This window comes from Streptomyces sp. NPDC001415 (assembly GCF_053597395.1).
The window spans coordinates 1-15,856 of sequence record NZ_JBSFIE010000037.1 but is presented as its reverse complement, the minus strand read 5'-3'; the positions used below and the strand labels follow the sequence as shown (position 1 = coordinate 15,856).

The 15,856-nt window shown below is 66.8% G+C and carries 13 protein-coding genes and 1 pseudogene; 7 read left to right on the top strand and 7 right to left on the bottom strand.

The window, feature by feature from the left end:
• Positions 1-316 precede the first annotated feature (316 nt).
• The 3 genes from ACWC2B_RS32075 to ACWC2B_RS32065 form a co-directional block, all read right to left on the bottom strand.
• Positions 317-1,117: a maleylpyruvate isomerase family mycothiol-dependent enzyme gene (locus ACWC2B_RS32075; protein WP_450722802.1), complete on the bottom strand. Its 801-nt coding sequence runs from the start codon at positions 1,115-1,117 to the stop codon at positions 317-319.
• Between the two features lie 741 nt (positions 1,118-1,858).
• Positions 1,859-2,299: a hypothetical protein gene (locus tag ACWC2B_RS32070; protein WP_450722800.1), complete on the bottom strand. Its 441-nt coding sequence runs from the start codon at positions 2,297-2,299 to the stop codon at positions 1,859-1,861.
• A 126-nt stretch (positions 2,300-2,425) separates the two neighbouring features.
• Positions 2,426-2,998, bottom strand: a complete 573-nt coding sequence (locus ACWC2B_RS32065; RefSeq protein WP_450722798.1) for an RNA polymerase sigma factor — start codon at positions 2,996-2,998, stop codon at positions 2,426-2,428.
• 396 nt (positions 2,999-3,394) lie between these two features.
• Here ACWC2B_RS32065 and ACWC2B_RS32060 point away from each other — a divergent pair, with 396 nt between their 5' ends.
• Together ACWC2B_RS32060 and ACWC2B_RS32055 are read left to right on the top strand one after the other, a co-directional pair.
• On the top strand, positions 3,395-4,306 hold the full coding sequence (locus ACWC2B_RS32060) for a hypothetical protein (RefSeq protein WP_450722796.1): 912 nt from the start codon (positions 3,395-3,397) through the stop codon (positions 4,304-4,306).
• Positions 4,303-4,455, top strand: a complete 153-nt coding sequence (locus ACWC2B_RS32055; RefSeq protein WP_450722794.1) for a hypothetical protein — start codon at positions 4,303-4,305, stop codon at positions 4,453-4,455. The genes ACWC2B_RS32060 and ACWC2B_RS32055 overlap by 4 nt, the downstream gene beginning before the upstream one ends.
• A gap of 117 nt (positions 4,456-4,572) precedes the next feature.
• On the opposite strand, the gene ACWC2B_RS32050 is transcribed toward ACWC2B_RS32055, so the two are convergent.
• Positions 4,573-5,451 (bottom strand): helix-turn-helix domain-containing protein, encoded by an 879-nt coding sequence (locus tag ACWC2B_RS32050; RefSeq protein ID WP_450722792.1) that lies wholly within the window; start codon positions 5,449-5,451, stop codon positions 4,573-4,575.
• 2 nt (positions 5,452-5,453) lie between these two features.
• Positions 5,454-5,681: a hypothetical protein gene (locus ACWC2B_RS32045; protein ID WP_450722790.1), complete on the bottom strand. Its 228-nt coding sequence runs from the start codon at positions 5,679-5,681 to the stop codon at positions 5,454-5,456.
• A gap of 650 nt (positions 5,682-6,331) precedes the next feature.
• Between ACWC2B_RS32045 and ACWC2B_RS32040 the strand changes: the two are divergent.
• A pseudogene (locus ACWC2B_RS32040) lies at positions 6,332-7,428 on the top strand (integrase core domain-containing protein).
• A 236-nt stretch (positions 7,429-7,664) separates the two neighbouring features.
• On the opposite strand, the gene ACWC2B_RS32035 reads toward ACWC2B_RS32040, so the two are convergent.
• Together ACWC2B_RS32035 and ACWC2B_RS32030 are read right to left on the bottom strand one after the other, a co-directional pair.
• A complete protein-coding gene (locus ACWC2B_RS32035) occupies positions 7,665-9,197 on the bottom strand; it encodes a trypsin-like serine protease (RefSeq protein WP_450722788.1) in 1,533 nt (510 codons plus the stop codon).
• A gap of 87 nt (positions 9,198-9,284) precedes the next feature.
• On the bottom strand, positions 9,285-9,755 hold the full coding sequence (locus tag ACWC2B_RS32030) for a hypothetical protein (RefSeq protein ID WP_450722786.1): 471 nt from the start codon (positions 9,753-9,755) through the stop codon (positions 9,285-9,287).
• 430 nt (positions 9,756-10,185) lie between these two features.
• Between ACWC2B_RS32030 and ACWC2B_RS32025 the strand changes: the two genes are divergently transcribed.
• The 4 genes from ACWC2B_RS32025 to ACWC2B_RS32010 form a co-directional block, all read left to right on the top strand.
• Entirely contained in the window at positions 10,186-13,500 is a 3,315-nt protein-coding gene (locus tag ACWC2B_RS32025; protein WP_450722784.1) for an ALF repeat-containing protein, read from the top strand.
• Positions 13,501-14,172: 672 nt separating this feature from the next.
• Positions 14,173-15,020, top strand: a protein-coding gene (locus ACWC2B_RS32020; RefSeq protein ID WP_450722893.1) for an IS5 family transposase whose coding sequence is annotated in 2 segments (ribosomal slippage) — positions 14,173-14,527 and positions 14,527-15,020 — 849 coding nt in all. Because the reading frame shifts where the segments join, the coding sequence is not laid out codon by codon here.
• A 118-nt stretch (positions 15,021-15,138) separates the two neighbouring features.
• Entirely contained in the window at positions 15,139-15,270 is a 132-nt protein-coding gene (locus ACWC2B_RS32015; protein ID WP_450722782.1) for a hypothetical protein, read from the top strand.
• 41 nt (positions 15,271-15,311) lie between these two features.
• On the top strand, positions 15,312-15,856 hold a 545-nt coding region (locus tag ACWC2B_RS32010; RefSeq protein WP_450722780.1), incomplete at its 3' end, for an SMI1/KNR4 family protein.

Here is a 15,856-nt window from a genome sequence, read left to right as displayed (position 1 = left end):
GAACGGGTCTCGTACGCGTTCGCCCGCACGTTGGCTTCGACACCCTTCGAGCTATCAAGAGGCCCTGCTCTCATGCACGGCAGCCACCGCAGTCTCCCGATCGACTGACTTCTCGACGAGATCGGGACGACGGCAGTCGCGTCGCTTCTCGTGATCGCTGGGACGGACAAATGCGCACTGCCATCCAGGCAGACGGTCGGCTTGGTGACGTCCCGAGGCCGCCTCGCGAGTTTGAGCCGGGGTGCCGCGACTGACGAACCTGGCGAAGAGTCGTGTCTTACCGGTTTGAGGCGCGGCCAACGGCCCCCGCTACGTCCTACTTCTCCTCCGGCTCCCAGGCGCGGAGCAGGTCGAGGAGCCCTGCGTCTCCGTCAACGTGCAAGGTGTCGGCCTTGATCCGGTCGTACAGGTAGAGGACCAGCTCACTGGCCGTGCCGTGGACGGAGGCGCCGGCTGTGTCCGAGTCTTCGCCGGTCGCGGCGGTGGGCGCGGGGATGCGGGTGGTGCGTGCGCCGTCGCCGTCGACGGTGAGGCGCCAGGAGCGGCCCTCGGCGGCGTGGAAGTCGAAGGCCGTGGGCGTGTGCGGCCAGGCACTCGGCGTTGCGCAGACGGTGAGCAGGAACTCCTCCACACCGTCGAGTGCCAGCTCGACCGGCAGCGGCTGCGGGGCGCCCCCGGCGAGCTGGGCGTCGTAGGTGTGCACCGCGGTCTCCTGGACCCGGTGCCGGGCGGTGCCGCCGGCGGTCTGCGGTGACTGCGACGCGGGCCACCACGTCCAGCAACCGCTCTCCGGTCCCGCCGTGCGCAGGGCGCCCAGCAGAAGCTGCGTCGACGCGTCCAGCCAGGCCAGCAGGGCCTCACGCTCCTGCGGCACTTCCAGCGCGGCGCGCGCGGCGACGGCCTCGGCCGGGGGAGCGTCGGCAGGCCCCGCGCCGACGATGGCGGCCCAGAAACGGTCTCCCCCACCCAGGTGCTTCACCAGATCGAACAGCGTCCACCCGGGGCAGGTCGGCACCTGCGCGTCGAGACCGGGCGCGGCGGCGACCACGGCGCGGAAGGCGGTCGACCGTTCATCGATCAGTCGCAACAGGTCAGGGAACTCAAGATTCTTTTCCATGCCGGATGTCTATCACCGTGCTCCGGTGATCGGACAGCGATTTTCACAGTCGCCGCCGGTTGGCCATTGCGGACGTCCTCGCCTCCCACCGCTCGGGTGACGAGCTGCGCACTGCGGCGAGGACACTGGTGGTGGCGGTACGCCAGGCGTCAACAGCCACTGAGGAAAGCAGTGCGTTTCCGGTGGAGTCGCGGCACGGCCCAAGCCTCACAACGTGGGGCTGCTGGTCCAAAGCCATCGACGGGGAAACGCGGGTAAGCAGAAGGCCGGCCCCGGTGCTGGGGCCGGCCGGGTCAGGTCAGTCATAGATATCTCCGGCATCGCGGGCTCTCTTTCAGTCATCCGGTCTCTTCTCCGCCATTGCCAGGTGCGGCACGGCGTGGTGTTGCCCGTGCTGGTGGGTGACAACTCCCCGTACTCGTCACCCACCAGCACAGTTCGCAGGCCACGCCGTACAGGAGCGTGACCGATGTGAAGGACCGGGGCAGTCGGCCCCCTGCCAACCCCCACATGTTGCGTTGATGCCCACCGGTCCTCGCTGATCGCCTGCTCACAGTCGGGCGCGCACGACAACCCCCCTTAGCGGTCGTGCGCACGCCCCGGGCAGGGCCGGTGCATGCCGACTCAGCCACCATGACCTGGCTGAGCGGTGATCAGGTAGGCGACCTCCCAACGGTCGTTCCCCGCAGTGTCCCTCAGACCCGCTGCCTGGGTAAGGAAATGGAGCGCAGCGGGCCAGCGTCAGCAGTTCACACTGCCGTGGGGCTGCCAGCCCTTGGTGTCCCCCCGAGCGAACTGGCCTCCTTGATGACGGACAAGGGCAGCCACAGCAACCGGAACCACCAGCCAGGTCAGTGCCTGGACGCTCAGGTTGGTCACAGCCACCACCATGTTGGCCGACATCGCTCCGAGTCCGGCGAGCGCGGCCGTGGCGACAAGCTGACGCCTCATCGCCGAACCGCTACGGGCACGGGGCACCGGTGTGCTGCCCCTCCAGTCACGGCCGTGCTCGGTCTCCTCCGGGCTGGTCACGTCGCCCGCAGTATCCGGCATGTTGTCGTTGGAGCCGTCTTCAGGAGGAGGGCCGCCTGAAGAGTCAGCTTGAGAGGCTGCCAGCGCATCACGCACGCGTGCATCCCTCTCTCGAATCTGCTCCAGGAGCAGTGTGTGCAGGTCCGACATGGTTCTCCCTGGGTTCCGAGTGTTTCTGCGTCGGGGCCGGCCAGGCCCCGTTAAGGGATCACGATCCGCGGCGTGCAGCGGCTCTCGCACACCGCGGGACGTGATCCCGAAGCGGGAACTGGAAGGTCATACCTGCGGGTCGAGCAGTTCCTTGATCTCGGGCTGCCTGAGGGCCGCGCGGGCGCGGGTCAGATAGCCGTGCACCTTGGCGACAGGCAGGCCGAGTATTTCGGCGATGTCCGGTGCGGCGAGGTCGTCGACATAATGGAGCACGTAGCAGGCGTACTGATCGGGTGTCAGCACCTTGCGTACCGCGGCGAGGGTCTCCTCGAATTCGACGGACGCTCCGAGGTTGACGAATACGGCCCGTTCCGGCACCTCCTCATCGCTGAGGCGGTACTGCTCCCGCAGATGGGCGTTGATCAGGTGGTAGAGGATGCCGGCGGCGTACGCCTGCTCGTTCGTGGCGATGGTGACGCCCTTGGCGAGGGCCTCGCCCAGGAGCTTGTAGGCCTCCTGCCCGAGCTCGACGGCCTTGTCGAGGTCATCGAGTCGTCGTGCCGCAACAACGGTCAGGTGCTCGACGAAGGCGCCGGCGGTTTCCTCCTCTCCCCACTTGTAGGGCGCTGGGCCGCTTTTCGTCGGCACCCTCACGCGTGAACCAGGCATATCGCCCGGCTCGGTGCGTTGCGCTGCCATGGGCGGTTCCTTTCAAAACGTCGTGCGAGGTGAACCCGCGCTAGTAGCGACAGCACCAAGGACCGGGACCCCGGGTGAAGCACCAACACCTTCCAGCGACACCGCCGCTGCCCTGGCACCTAGGTAGTGCGACCCAGCGCCGGTTTCGTCGCCGCCTGGAACAAAATTTTTTGAAGGACCGCCAAGAGCATCCCGTCAAGCGGTGGCCCAGACGCGAATGCATCAGGAATCGGCACGTCAACAGCCTGGATGGGCAACGCAGTTGAGCCGCACGGCACCAGTCGCCCCTCAAGTGACGTACAGCACACGGCAGTTCCCAAGATTGTTTGCCGGAAGTTCCCTGTGCCACGTCTGGAGATGACAGAGCCTTCTCCCATCCCGCCAAGGAGCCCGCCCATGACACCCGCCGTCCCGACCGACGCCACCGAGCTGTGCACGCGCCCCCTCCTCATGCCGACCACCGGGCTTCACGGCCCCAGCCCGACGTGCCATCAAGATGGCAGGCCAGTCCTTGACGAAAAGATCGAGCTCAGCCGTATTGGCATGGGTCTGCCCGACGTGACCCTCAAGGAGTGGTTGACCTTCGGTCTGTACAGCCTCGCCGATGACGACACACGGGAAGACGAGCTGCTCCGTCCCATGTTCGTGATTTTCGTGCGGTACCTGGACCGCTTCGCCAAGATCATCACCCGGCACTCGCTCCGGCCAGGTCCGCAGCCCCGGGAGGCGCTTGTAGCCGCGCTCGCCGCGCGCTGCGCCGTCATCGACGGCGACACCGGGGCAGTCGACATGTTCAGCCGGAACTGGCTGGGTCTGTCCCGGCCGGAGCTGTGGCGGGAAGCCGTGGAGATGGCTCTGCTCGGTGACTGGGTCCAGGTGCTCGGCCGCGGCTGCGCGGACAACCCCTTCATCCTGGACCTGCTACGCAGACACACCGATGCTGAGCACCGAGCGCTGCTGCCTTTGTGGGAACGCCGAGTACGGGGCAAGCGCACCGCGCTACTCAGCCAGCCGGTGGGGACTGCATGGACGGTTGAGGATCTGCTGGTCGAGCACCGAACCCCCGAGTCCGAGGTTCTGGCCGCCGAGCTGGCCGACAGCCGACTGGGTGCCGTCCTCCGCAGCCTTGAGCCAGACGAGGCTTCAACGGCCCGGGCCTGGGCCACAACGGCGCAGACCTGGGACCAGGCGGCGCTCGCCACTGGCTGCCCACCAGCTTACGGAGAGCGCGTCCGCCGCAAACTCAAGCGGCTCGGAGCCCGGCACACGGCTCGCGTTACGACTGTCTCCCAGGTGGTGGGCAAGTGACTGTGATCAACGCCGCCCTGCCCGAATTCCTCGGCAGCCTGGCCGCCGGCATCCTCCTTGCCGCCGGCGCACACCTCCGCCGCCTACGCCTCCTGCACGAAGAGAGCAAACGACTGCGCAAGCGCGTCGACAAGATGGCGCAACACTGACGGTAGGTGGCCTGGCCCTTCCCTCCATTAGAGAGCCTGAACCCTGTGAGCACGGCCGGGCTCACGCCGTGAGGCGGCACCGTGGTTTCAGAGCCGCGGTGCCGCCCGGGCCTACGCTCAAGGAGTTCTGGCACGGGCACTGAGGCTGCGCGCCGCCACCAATTCCTCGGCGGGCAGAACGCGGCGCCCAAGAACGATTTCCTCCTGCCGCTGCCGTAGCGCCGTTTCGGAGATCACCCTGCTTCGGCTCAGCGTCCACACATCCTGGCCAGTGGGATGGCGAGCACGGTCGAGGTAGAACCCCTCAACCAGAGACCCCCGAGTGCCGGGGAGGGAGCCCCGGTTCACCGGAACGACCGGGCCGCGGCTGTTGGGGCGTCGGGCGCCGCCGGTGCGCCGGTCTTCTGCCCGCTCCCAGGCCTGTGCCCATTCCCTGAGGGCGATGCCGCGCACCCCGCAAGCCCGAGCGAAGTGGAGGACAAAGTCCCGGGTGGGTCGCTTGGTCTGCTCGGTGAGCACCCGCCAGACCGTGGAGTGCGACAGCTTGCCACCACTGAGGTCCTCCAGCTCCTGGTAGGAGCGACAGCCCGCCTTGCGGTACTGATCGATCATGGCAAGCAGCAAGTCGGCGAAGTCCCGCACGTAGGCGATGTGCCTGGGCTTCTCCTTCAGCGGCTCAGCCTCCTGGATCTGCCGGTAGCGCGCTCGGCGCCACAGCCGATCGGCCTCGGCCAGATTCGCATCGCACGCGGCGGCATACGCCAGCACCACCTTGCGCCTCGGAACCCCCCTGGCCCCGGAGGCGGCACGCAACAGCGTGTCTGCGCTGCACTTGGCCGATTCCTCCGCGGGGAGCGAAGCCCAGCGGACCCTCTCCGTACGGCGGGCCAGCTGGGTGTAGTTCAGCCCAGCGGCTTCGCGCTGACTGCGCAGCCAGCGCGCCAGCGCGAAGAGCGCCTTGTCGCACGGGGCTATCGGGTTCTCCCGTCGTCCCATCGTCAGCTCCCCGACAGTGCGGCCGACTGGACGCAGCGCAACTTATGGGCGAGCTTCACTCCGGTAGCGGCAGCCTCGGTCAGCAGGACGGTGACGGACAGGCTGGGCAAGCCGGCCAGCGCCAGGATCGTGGCCAGGATCAGCACGATGACGACGATCGTCGTCTCGGGGGCGGTCAGCGGGGCGGGCCCGGACTGCACACACGCCGCGCGAACGGGACGGCTGGGCATGGTTCCTCCATCGGTTGTGGCTCCAACTGGCGTGCACCCAGGGGCGGTTGGCGTCGCCCGTGCGAGTGGCACTCATCAGATGTTGTCGCACCATCAGCCGCCCACGACGTACCAGCACCGCACAGGCCCCGATAGCGAGCACCCGCGTCTCAAGCTGGGCACGCTCCTTTCACTCCGAGGGGAAAGCATCGCTGCAGATCAGAACCTTGATCCAGAAATGAATGCGCAGGAGCGTCCCAAACACAGTTGAGCCACCCGCTCAAGGCCGTGATTCTGGGCACAGCCTTGTTCGCGTGCACACGCGCACAGGTACGGATACTCCCGCCGGTCTGTGGCTCCAACCTCGACATACGGGACAATCGCGGCGGCCGCGTTGGCGCGAGGGCCCCCGCAACGCATTTCGGCAGGCTCGACATGCCGAAACCAAAGTGGCCCGGAGGCTTCGCCCTCCGGGCCACTGTCGTCCTGCCTGCCTCAACGCCCTCCCCGCCGCCGAACCGACGATCTGGCGCAAGTTGTTGAGCTGCCCTTGCCGAAAACCTCATCCGCTGTGGTGAGAGCTGGTGCGGGGGGTATGCGGGGTCTCGGCCGCGGGATCTCGAATTGCTCCTCTCACGCCGCTGGTGATCGTCCCGGCATGATGGTCGATCGTGCTGCTGCGACTGGCTTACCTGACCGTGACGAACGCGTTCGCCATGCTGCGTCTGCTGCCGATGAGCGACGGAGACAAGGACGTAGAGATCCTCGCCCTGCGCCATCAGATCACGGTGCTGCAGCACCAACTCGGGAACGAGAGAGCGCGGTTCACCCCGGGCGACCGTGCGTTCCTGGCGGCATTGCCGCACCGCCTGACGTCGGAGGCGCTGCACAGGGTGCGACTGGTGGTGCGCCCGGACACGGTGCTGCGCTGACACCGGGACCTTCTCGCACGCCGCCACGCTGCCGCTTCCCGGCCGAAGCCCTCGGGAAGACCGCGGACCGTGCGCTCTATCCGCTCCCTGGTTCTGCGGCTTGCCCACGAGAATCCGAGCTGGGGATACCGTCGCATCCACGGCGAACTGCTTGTTCTCGGGATCAAGGTGGCCGCATCCACCGTCTGGGAAATCCTGAAGGATGCCGGGATCGACCCGGCGCCCGAACGGGCCTCCAGCACGTGGGCGGACTTTCTGCGCTCCCAGGCCGACGCCCTGTTGGCGTGCGACTTCCTGGAGACGTCACCTTGTCCGGAGTGCTCCTCTACGTGTTCGCGGTGATCGAGCACGCCGGCCGGCGGATCCGGATTCTCGGTGCCACCGCGCACCCGACCGGATCCTGGGTGACACAGACCGCGAGGAACCTCGTCATGGATCTCGAAGACGCCGGTTGCCGGGCGAGATTCATCATCCGGGACCGCGACGGGAAGTACCCCGCCCTGTTCGACACCGTCCTCAAGGACGCGGGGATCGAGGTCGTGCTCAGCGGCGTGCGGACGCCGCGCATGAACTCGATCACGCAACGGTGGGGGCAGACCTGCCGACGCGAGCTGCTGGACCGCACCTTGATCTGGAACCAGCGCCACCTGCTGCACTCGCTGCGGGAGTTCGAAGACTTCTACAACTCCCACCGGCCCCATCAGGGCATCGCCAACACCCGCCCGCTGCAACCGTTGCCGGTGCCGATCACCGATCCGGACGTCATAGACCGCCTCGACATACGACGACGCGATCGCCTCGGCGGCAGCCTCCATCAGTACCAGAATACGGCCTGACCTGCACGGACGAGATTTCCGGCAAAGGCAAGGTTGATGTGCACGATGTCGTCGCACACGAACCTCAACACGACGCACTCCGGCCGTGGCCACCGCGAACGCCGCCAACCCCCGAGTACGTACTCAAGCTGAGCGTCGCCCAACAGCCCGGGACGGGATGACCGACCCGGCCGTGCACACTTTCTCTACTGAGGCCGAAAGCCTGGTTGTCATGAGCGGGCGGGAGTCAGCCCGGGTCAGCTGATGGCGCGGATGGTGCTCCAGCCTCCTCTGCCGATGACGGTCGCGGTGCCGTGGCTGGGGGTACTGTCGGCATTCTTTCCGCCCGCGTAGTACAGGAGCTTGCCGTCCTGGGTGGTGGCCCACAGGCTGGGGCTGCCGGTAGCGGCGGCGTCGGCCGTGCCGGTGACCAGGGGCCGCCAGGAGGTGCCCCAGCCGCCGGCGCCGAAGACGCTGCGGTCACCGAAGCGCCCGTCGGCGTGGCCGGGGTAGAAAAGCAGCTGGTGGGTGCTGGTGTTGCGGGCGAGCAGGTCGGGGATGCCATCGCCGTTGACGTCCCCGAGCGAGGAGAGTGTGTAGGGGGACCAGCCGCCGCCGAGCAGTACGGGGTCCTTCACGAAGGGCCGATGGTCGGGGTCGCCTGCGTAGAAGTAAAGCTGGTCGCCCTGGCGGATCATGAGGTCTGGGATCCGGTCGCCGGTCATGTCGCCCGTGGCCACCACCTGCGCCTCGGTGGGGAGGCCGGTGCGGATGGTGATCGGGGAGCCGAGGGTGCCGTCACCCTGGTTCGGGTAGACGCGCAAGGTGGTGCCGATGCGGGCGACGACGTCCTCGTGCCCGTTGCCGGTGAAGTCGCCGCGGTGCGCGATCGATGCACCGCTCCAGCCGCCGGTGCCGATGACCTTCATGTCGCCGAGCTGGCCGTTGCCGAGCCCGGGGTATAGCCGCAGCTGCCCCTTATCGTCGATGGCCAGCATGTCGGGGTGGCCGCTGCCTGTGAGGTCGCCCGGTACGCCGATCCCTTGCCGGGTCCAGTCGCCGATGTCGTCGACACGGGTGTTGCTGGCGCTGGTGCGGGTCTCTGTCGGGTCAGTGCCCAGGCATCCACCCTGCCAGGAGCGGGAGTTGACGGAGACAACCTCGTAGCCGCCGTTCTTGGTGCGCAGGGCCGGGCCTCCGGCGTCTCCCTGGCACAGGGTGGCCTTGGTGGATCCGTTGAGCTGCATGCTGGTTGCGTCGACGGCGCTGAGGGTGAACGTGGCCTGGTGGAGCTTGTCGGGGACCCAGCTGTCGGCGGTCCGTCCGAATCCGAGCGCACTGATCTGCTCGCCTGTCTTCGGAGCGCTGGTGGCAAGAGGCAGGGGGGTGACGCCCTGGACGCGGCGGGCGAGTTTGACCAACACCACGTTCCGGTCCTGGCGCGGCACGAGCCAGGTCGCCGCCAGGGTGGCGCCCCCCTTCTGCGTCAGGTCGGAACCTCCCACGGTGACGGTGGTCTTCCGCTTCGGCGCCCCGGCCGTGAGCTTGGCCTCACCAGTCCCGTCGGTGAAGCAGCTCTTCGCGGTCAGCACCCACTGCGCCCCGACCAGCACTCCGGAGCAGGCCCGCTGGGTGTCGCCGATCTTCAGCTGGGCCATCGCCGCGTACGCGGCATCTGTGGCCTTCTCACCGACGACAGCACCGGCCGGAGCCGCGGTGACCAGACTGGCGGCGAGCGCCGCGGTTATGAGCCCGGCGGCGCCGACGGTGCGGGCGGGAGTGAAGGGCATATCAAGGCTTCCTTGGGCGAGAGTGAAAGTAGCGGCATAAGGGAACAAGGGCACAGTCGCTAGTCCGTAGAACCGTGCGGGGCTGGGCTACTTGGCGGTGCGGATTTCGACGAGGGTGTGGTTGCGGCCCTCGGGGTCGGTGGTCTCGCCGATGCCCCGGAAGTCGTTCTTGCCTATGTCGTAAGACTTGGTCTTGTCATCGACCGTCATGTTGATGTGCGCCGTATGGTCGGTGGTCTGCACACCGGCGACGGCCGGGGCTTCCAGGCTGAGGTAGCCGTTGTCGCCGATGGTTCGGAAGCAGAAGTCGTCTTGATCACGGCCGATGAACTGCATGAGGTTCGGGGCGCTTCCGCATTCAGCCAGCACGATGTGCCCGTCCCCGCGCTTGAGTTTGAGGTTCTTCTCCTTGAGGATCTTCGCGGCATCCGGGTAGTCGAAGGTTTCCACCGTCGAGGGCATCGCCGTATCGGCAGTCTTCCCGGAACCGGCGGACTCGTCGGTGTCGAGGTCTGCCGCGACGGCTATCCCCGCGACCAGCAGGCTGGCGCTCGCCACAGCCGGAATCATCCACCGCCATCGCACACGCATCACAAACGACCCTCTCTAGATTTATTGGGAGTTCAGGAAAACACCGCCAACCGGGCAAGGAGACGTCAGGCTCCGAGCCCAGGCCGAGGCGGCGTCACACTCCAGAAGTAGCACGAGGATTTGGAGTCCAACCGGTTAACTCGCTGTGATCAACATCAACCCGTACCCGGTTACCGCCAGTTCGGCCGCTCCTTGCGGGACCAAAGACCCTGCATCAAAGGTGCAGGTCAAAGCGACTCCAGCCCGTCACCCCCCACCCTTGAGCGGGTGCCACACGGGCCTTTGGTCCTTTATTTACCTGTGACTTAGACGTGATGGTGTTTCGAGGTTGACGCTCAGGCAGTCCTGACTGAACTCCCGTTCCTTACCGTCTCGTTTAGGATGGTGACACCCCATCATGAAATGGTCCAAGCGGCCTCGCTACGCCGTGTCTGGCATACGAGGTAAGCGCGCGTCACTGGTCGCGCTCGGCATGTCGGCAGTCGTGTTCTCCACCACGGCGGCACAGGCCGCACCGGCGGAGCCGGGCTATACCCCGCCTGCGGGCAGTCGTGCGCAAGCGGTGGATGAGTGGCTGGCGGGCGGGAAGGGGGTGAAACGCGAAGCAGCCAAGGCCCTGTTGGGCAGTGACGAAGAGTTGCGGAAGTTCTTCGCCACAGGCCTTCGCCGCGCTTCGGTGGAGGATGCGCGGGTGACGATCCTGAAGATGATGCCCACTGCCGGGAAGGGGGTGTCCGAGGCTGCACGGAAGGCTCTGTCGGGTTCCCCTCAGGACGTACTGGACTTCGTGAAGTCCGGCTTTGATAAGCCTCTGCAGGACGACCGCAGGATCGCGGTCTTGAGGGCGATGAGCGAGGGTGGCCGAGGGGTCAACCGCGAAGGCAAGAAGGCGCTGAACGACGGCAGTCCGGAGGCATTGGACGCGTTCTTGCAAAGCGGCTGGTCTGAGGCCGCCTTCGAGGACAACCGAATCAGAGTCCTGCAGTTGATGGAAACGGGAGGTCCCGCACTGAGGGAAGCTGGGAAGCGCGCCATGAACGGCACGCCTCAGGACCTTGTCGCTTTCCTGGAAAACGGTCAGTATCTGGCACAGGCGCGTGACCAGGAGCTGATGACCGTAACTCAGCTGGCCAAGGCCGCGACGGAGGCTGGTAAGGAGGCCAAGGCCGCGACTGAGCAGGCCAAGGAGGCCGCGTCCCGGGCTGATGTGGCCGCCGACCTGGCGAAGAAGGCAGCGGAGAAAGCGGCCAAGGAGACCACTGAGGCCGAGGGGGATGCCGACAAGGCCGGTGAGGCGGCGAGCCGAGCGGCACAGGCCGCCGAAGGAGCAGCGGGAGCGGCACGGGCCGCGGTAGACGCATCCAACACCGCGGTCGCCGCAGCCCGGACCGCGGCGAGGGCCGCCTCGAACGCGGCGTCCGCGGCTGCAGCGGCGGGCCAAGCAGCGGCCCGGGCCTACAACGCGGCGAACGCGGCGATCGGAGACCGGAACAAGGCCGCCGATGCCCGCAAAGCAGCCCAACTAGCGCGGGAGGCAGCCGCCGGGGCCAAGGATGCCGCCGCAGCCGCGAGTCACGCGGCGGACGCGAGTGCTGCTGCCGGGGATTCGGCCGCAGCAGCCGCACGGGCGGGGCAGAACGCCGCCGCGGCCGCCGCCGCGTCCGCCAGCGCCAGTGAGCAGTCCGGGGTTGCTGCGAGCGAGGCCAAGCGCGCTCGTGAAGCAGCCGCGACCGCTCGTACTGCAGCGGGCCAGGCCACCCGGGCCGCGAGTCGTGCGCAAAACCTGGCCGCCCAGGCCGCCAGCGCCGCGCGCGCAGCCCATCAATACGCCAACTCCTCGGCCGGCCACGCCCAGCAGGCAGCCGAGGCCGCCGACGAGGCGGCCGACCATGCGGGCGAGGCCGACACGGAGGCCAAGAAGGCCACCGCCCACGCGGAGGCGGCGCTGAAGGCCGCCGAGGCCGCTGCCAAGGCCACCACCGAAGCCACTACCGTCAGCAAGGTCGCCCGAGAGGCCGAGCAGTACCGGCTCGAACAGGACGAAGCCGCCGCAACCGCAGACGCCAAACAGCTCACGGCCCTCGGCCAGGAAATCGGCCAGGCCAAGGACCGCGCGCAGACCCAGGGTGCCCGGATGAGCGAGGAGACCAAGAAGCTCCTGGCCGACGCGACAGAGAAGGCGGCGAGCGACAAGACAGCAGGGGTGGCTCTGGCGCGCCGGGCCGCGCTCAACCTGCTCGGCAGCGACGGGCCCTGGACCCAGAAGGCCGCGGGCAACGCCCTGTCCGGTACGAACACGGACACGCTCGCCTGGCTCAGCTCCGGGCGCCTTGCGGCAGAGCAGGAGGACGACCGCGAAACCGTCGTCCACCTCGCCACCATCGGCGCCGCCAAGACCGCGGCCGCGGCCGAGAAGGCCCTCACGGACGGCCCCCGGGCGGTCGAGGAGTTCCTGACCACTGGCATGTTCGAAGGCCAGCGAGACGAATACCGCATCCAGGTCCTACGCGTCATGGAAGGCGCCGGCAAGGGTGTGCGGGAAGCAGGGAAGAAGGCACTCAACGACGGTTCGGCCAAGGCCCTGTACACCTTTCTCACCACCGAGTACCCGCGCGTCCTGGCCGACGACAACAAGGTGGAAACCCTCCGCATCCTGGAAAAGGGCGGACCGTATGTGAAGGCCGCCGCCCGCATCGCCATGGCTGGACCGGACTGGATGAGGAACGTCTTCGTCACCCGGATCCAGTACAAGGCCGCCCAGGCCGACCAGGACACCTACACCCACGAAGCAGCCATCAGCACCCAGATCAGCATCGCGGCCCGCACCACTGCCGAGGCATACGAGAACGCCAACACTGCAGCCGAGGCAGCGGCCTTTGCCCGCGGCCGGGCCGAGGACGCCAAACAGTACGAGGCCGCTGCCAAGAAGTCCGCCGCGGACGCCCAGGGCCACGCTCTGCGAGCCAAGGAAAGCGCGCAGGCTGCCGACAGGTCGGCCGCCGAAGCAGCCGCCTCCGCGAAACTCGCCAAGGACGCCGCAGCAACCGCACAGAAAGCCAGCAGGGCAGCCAACTACTCGGCAGCCCAGGCCACCAACTCCGCCGCCCAGGCCAGCAATTACGCCGACTCCGCCGCAGCCTCAGCGGCCACGGCACGCCAGGCCGCCCTGGATGCAGGCAAGGACGCGGCCGAAGCCAGCCGTGCCGCTCAGCAGGCACTTGCCTCCGCCACCGAGAAGCGCAACCAGGAACAGCGCACCGCGGCCGAAGCCGCCCGGAAGAAGGCGGAAGAGAACGCCAAGATTAACTACAAGCCACAGGACGACCCCAAGAACGACCACTCCTCGCAATTCCCCTCACACAGTGACGCAGGAATACCCAGTGGCGTACGCAACGTCGTCGGGTTCTTCAGCTATCGAGGAGCACTTGACGCTGCGGCCCTCTCGTTGATCGGGCGGACCGACGAAGCGAAGGAGTCCTTCAAGGGCTTCATCGGCCCATACATCACAGGCAAGGGGTTCGGGTACGCGATCAGCGGCGGCCAGAAAGTAGGACTCGTCGTAGGACCGGGCGGAGCTATGGCAGCCAGGGTCTTCGGCTCGCCCGTCGCGTTCGGTTGCACCATCGTCGACTATCTGCTCCCCGCCGGCGGGCCTGTACGCTACCTCGAACCCGGCCCGCTCGACCAGCGGCCCAAGCCCCCCATCATCTGAAACCCAACGCCATGAAACCCATGAACCCCTGGCTCAACTCAACCAAATCTGGAAGGGCCACCAAAAGAGTCATAAACGCGGCCAGTCCAATCATCTTTGACTGGCGGTCACTGTTCCTCGCCTGTATTGGGGTACTGGGAGGGTTCGGAACTTCCGTAAGCCCAATATCCGGTCTCGGAATCGGCGGGCGACTGGTGGCGGCAGGGATAGGCGTAGCCTCTCTCGCACTGGCCATCGCGTGCTACAAATACATGAAGAACTCGAACAAGTGGAACTGGTAGGCACAAGGAACTAGTTAAAGCCTCGCGGCTTTCTCCCTATTGGTTCTGGTCATCCCTTCGGGGCGGCCAGGACCAATAGGCTTTCACGAGCAACTTCCTTCAGCCAGCCGTTCAAACAGCCCCGGCATCAAAGCCGACGACGGTCGCGAGGACGGCGTCGGCTGACGTCGACAACCCCACTCCGCCTGCCTGACACTCCAGGCCCGACACCAGGACACGCCTCCCCCAACAGGACATCCGCACGCCGCGGCATCCAGGTCTCAACCAGAAAAGCCGACGCGGCAGACTCAGCGCGGAGCAGCTCGCACAGCTCGCCGAACTCGCGACGCTGTGGGGCGGGCTAGGGCCTGTCGTCAAATGGTGATCTTGAGTGGTGGATCACGGTCGGGTGATTCGTCGCCATGAACTGTCCGATGCCGAGTGGGAGTTCGTCCGTCCGCTGCTGCCGGTATCGTCCCGGGGCCGCAAGCGGTTGGACGACCGAAGGGTCCTCAACGGGATCGTGTGGAAGTTCCGCACCGGGGTGGCCTGGCGGGATGTGCCCGAGCGGTACGGGTCGTGGGCCACGCTGCACACCCGGTTCCGCCGGTGGGCCAGGGACGGCACCTTCGAGCGGATGCTCCGGGTCGCGCAGGCGAAGGCGGACGCGATCGGCGACATCGACTGGCTGGTGTCGGTCGACTCCACCGTCGTGCGTGCCCACCAGCATGCCGCCGGAGCGCGAAAAGGGGGCTCTGCCTTCCGGCGCTCGGACGCTCGCGCGGCGGCCTGACCAGCAAGATCCACCTGGCCTGCGACGGGCTCGGCCGCCCGCTCGCCTTTACTCTCACGGGCGGGAACACCAACGACTGCACCCAGTTCACCGCCGTGATGGAGGCGATACGGGTGCCCCGGACCGGCCCGGGGCGCCCCCGGGTGCGGCCCGCCCATCTGCTGGGCGACAAGGGCTACAGCTCCAAGGCGATCCGGGCCTGGCTGCGTCGCCACGGCATCGGCCACACCATCCCCGAACGGGCCGACCCGGTCCGCAACCGGGCCCGGCGCGGCAGCCGGGGCGGACGCCCGCCCCGCTTCGACAAAGACCCCTACAAACAACGCAACGTCGCGGAACGGTGCTTCAACCGCCTCAAGCAATGGCGCGGCATCGCCACCCGCCACGACAAGGTCCTCAACCGCCTTTCACGGACACGTCCGGCGCGCGCGTACGCGGCAGCTCCCCGAACAAACCCTCCGGCGTAGCCGGCGCGCAAAACTCCTTCACACGGCGACGAAAACGAGGTCGACCCTGCTCACCATTCACCCAACGACCTCCCAGTTCCGCTGCGGCTGAGCCTCCCCTTACGGCAACCTTCGCCACATGCTCCAGATGCAGGATGGACCCGTCGGAGAGGTCTCGGGTAGCATGCACTCTGGAAATTCACATCAGCTCCACTGGAAGAGTGGAACCGATATTCCAAGCAGAATTTACCGCCCCGCTTCCAAAAACTGACGGAAGAAATATTGGCGCGCAAGACTGAAGGAGCTAGGCGGATGACCTCCCGTGCATTGGAAGCCGTGGAGGAGTTGATCAGCCTTGTTCATGCGAATGAGGACGAAGCCAACCACCTTGGCGTCTGTGATTTTCGCCTGATCGATGCAGCGGAACAGGCTATGGGGGTGCGATTTCCTCCGTCGTATCGACGCTTCATCGAAGAGTTCGGTTCGCTGGACATTGCGGCTGAGGATTTTCTGGGCGTATACAAGACGCCGATGGGTGGCGACACGCTCTGGGGAAGTTCTCACGAGACCCTTAACGCCAGGAATGTTGGAATGGCGCATGAGTTGATCGCGATCCAGCAGGATGGAATGGGAGGCATCTATGTCCTGGATTCCTCCCGTCCCGATGACCGCGGAGAGTACCCAGTGATGATCTGGGAAGTCTGGCGAAGTACGGATGCACCGATGGAGATTCAGGGAGATTCCTTCGGTGAGTTCGCGCTAAGAGCGTGTCTCATGTGGCGATTTTTGCGAGCTTCTTGTAGCAGGTCAGGGCAGCTGCGAGGCCGAGGAAGGCGAGGAAGTGGGAGCCCTTTCGT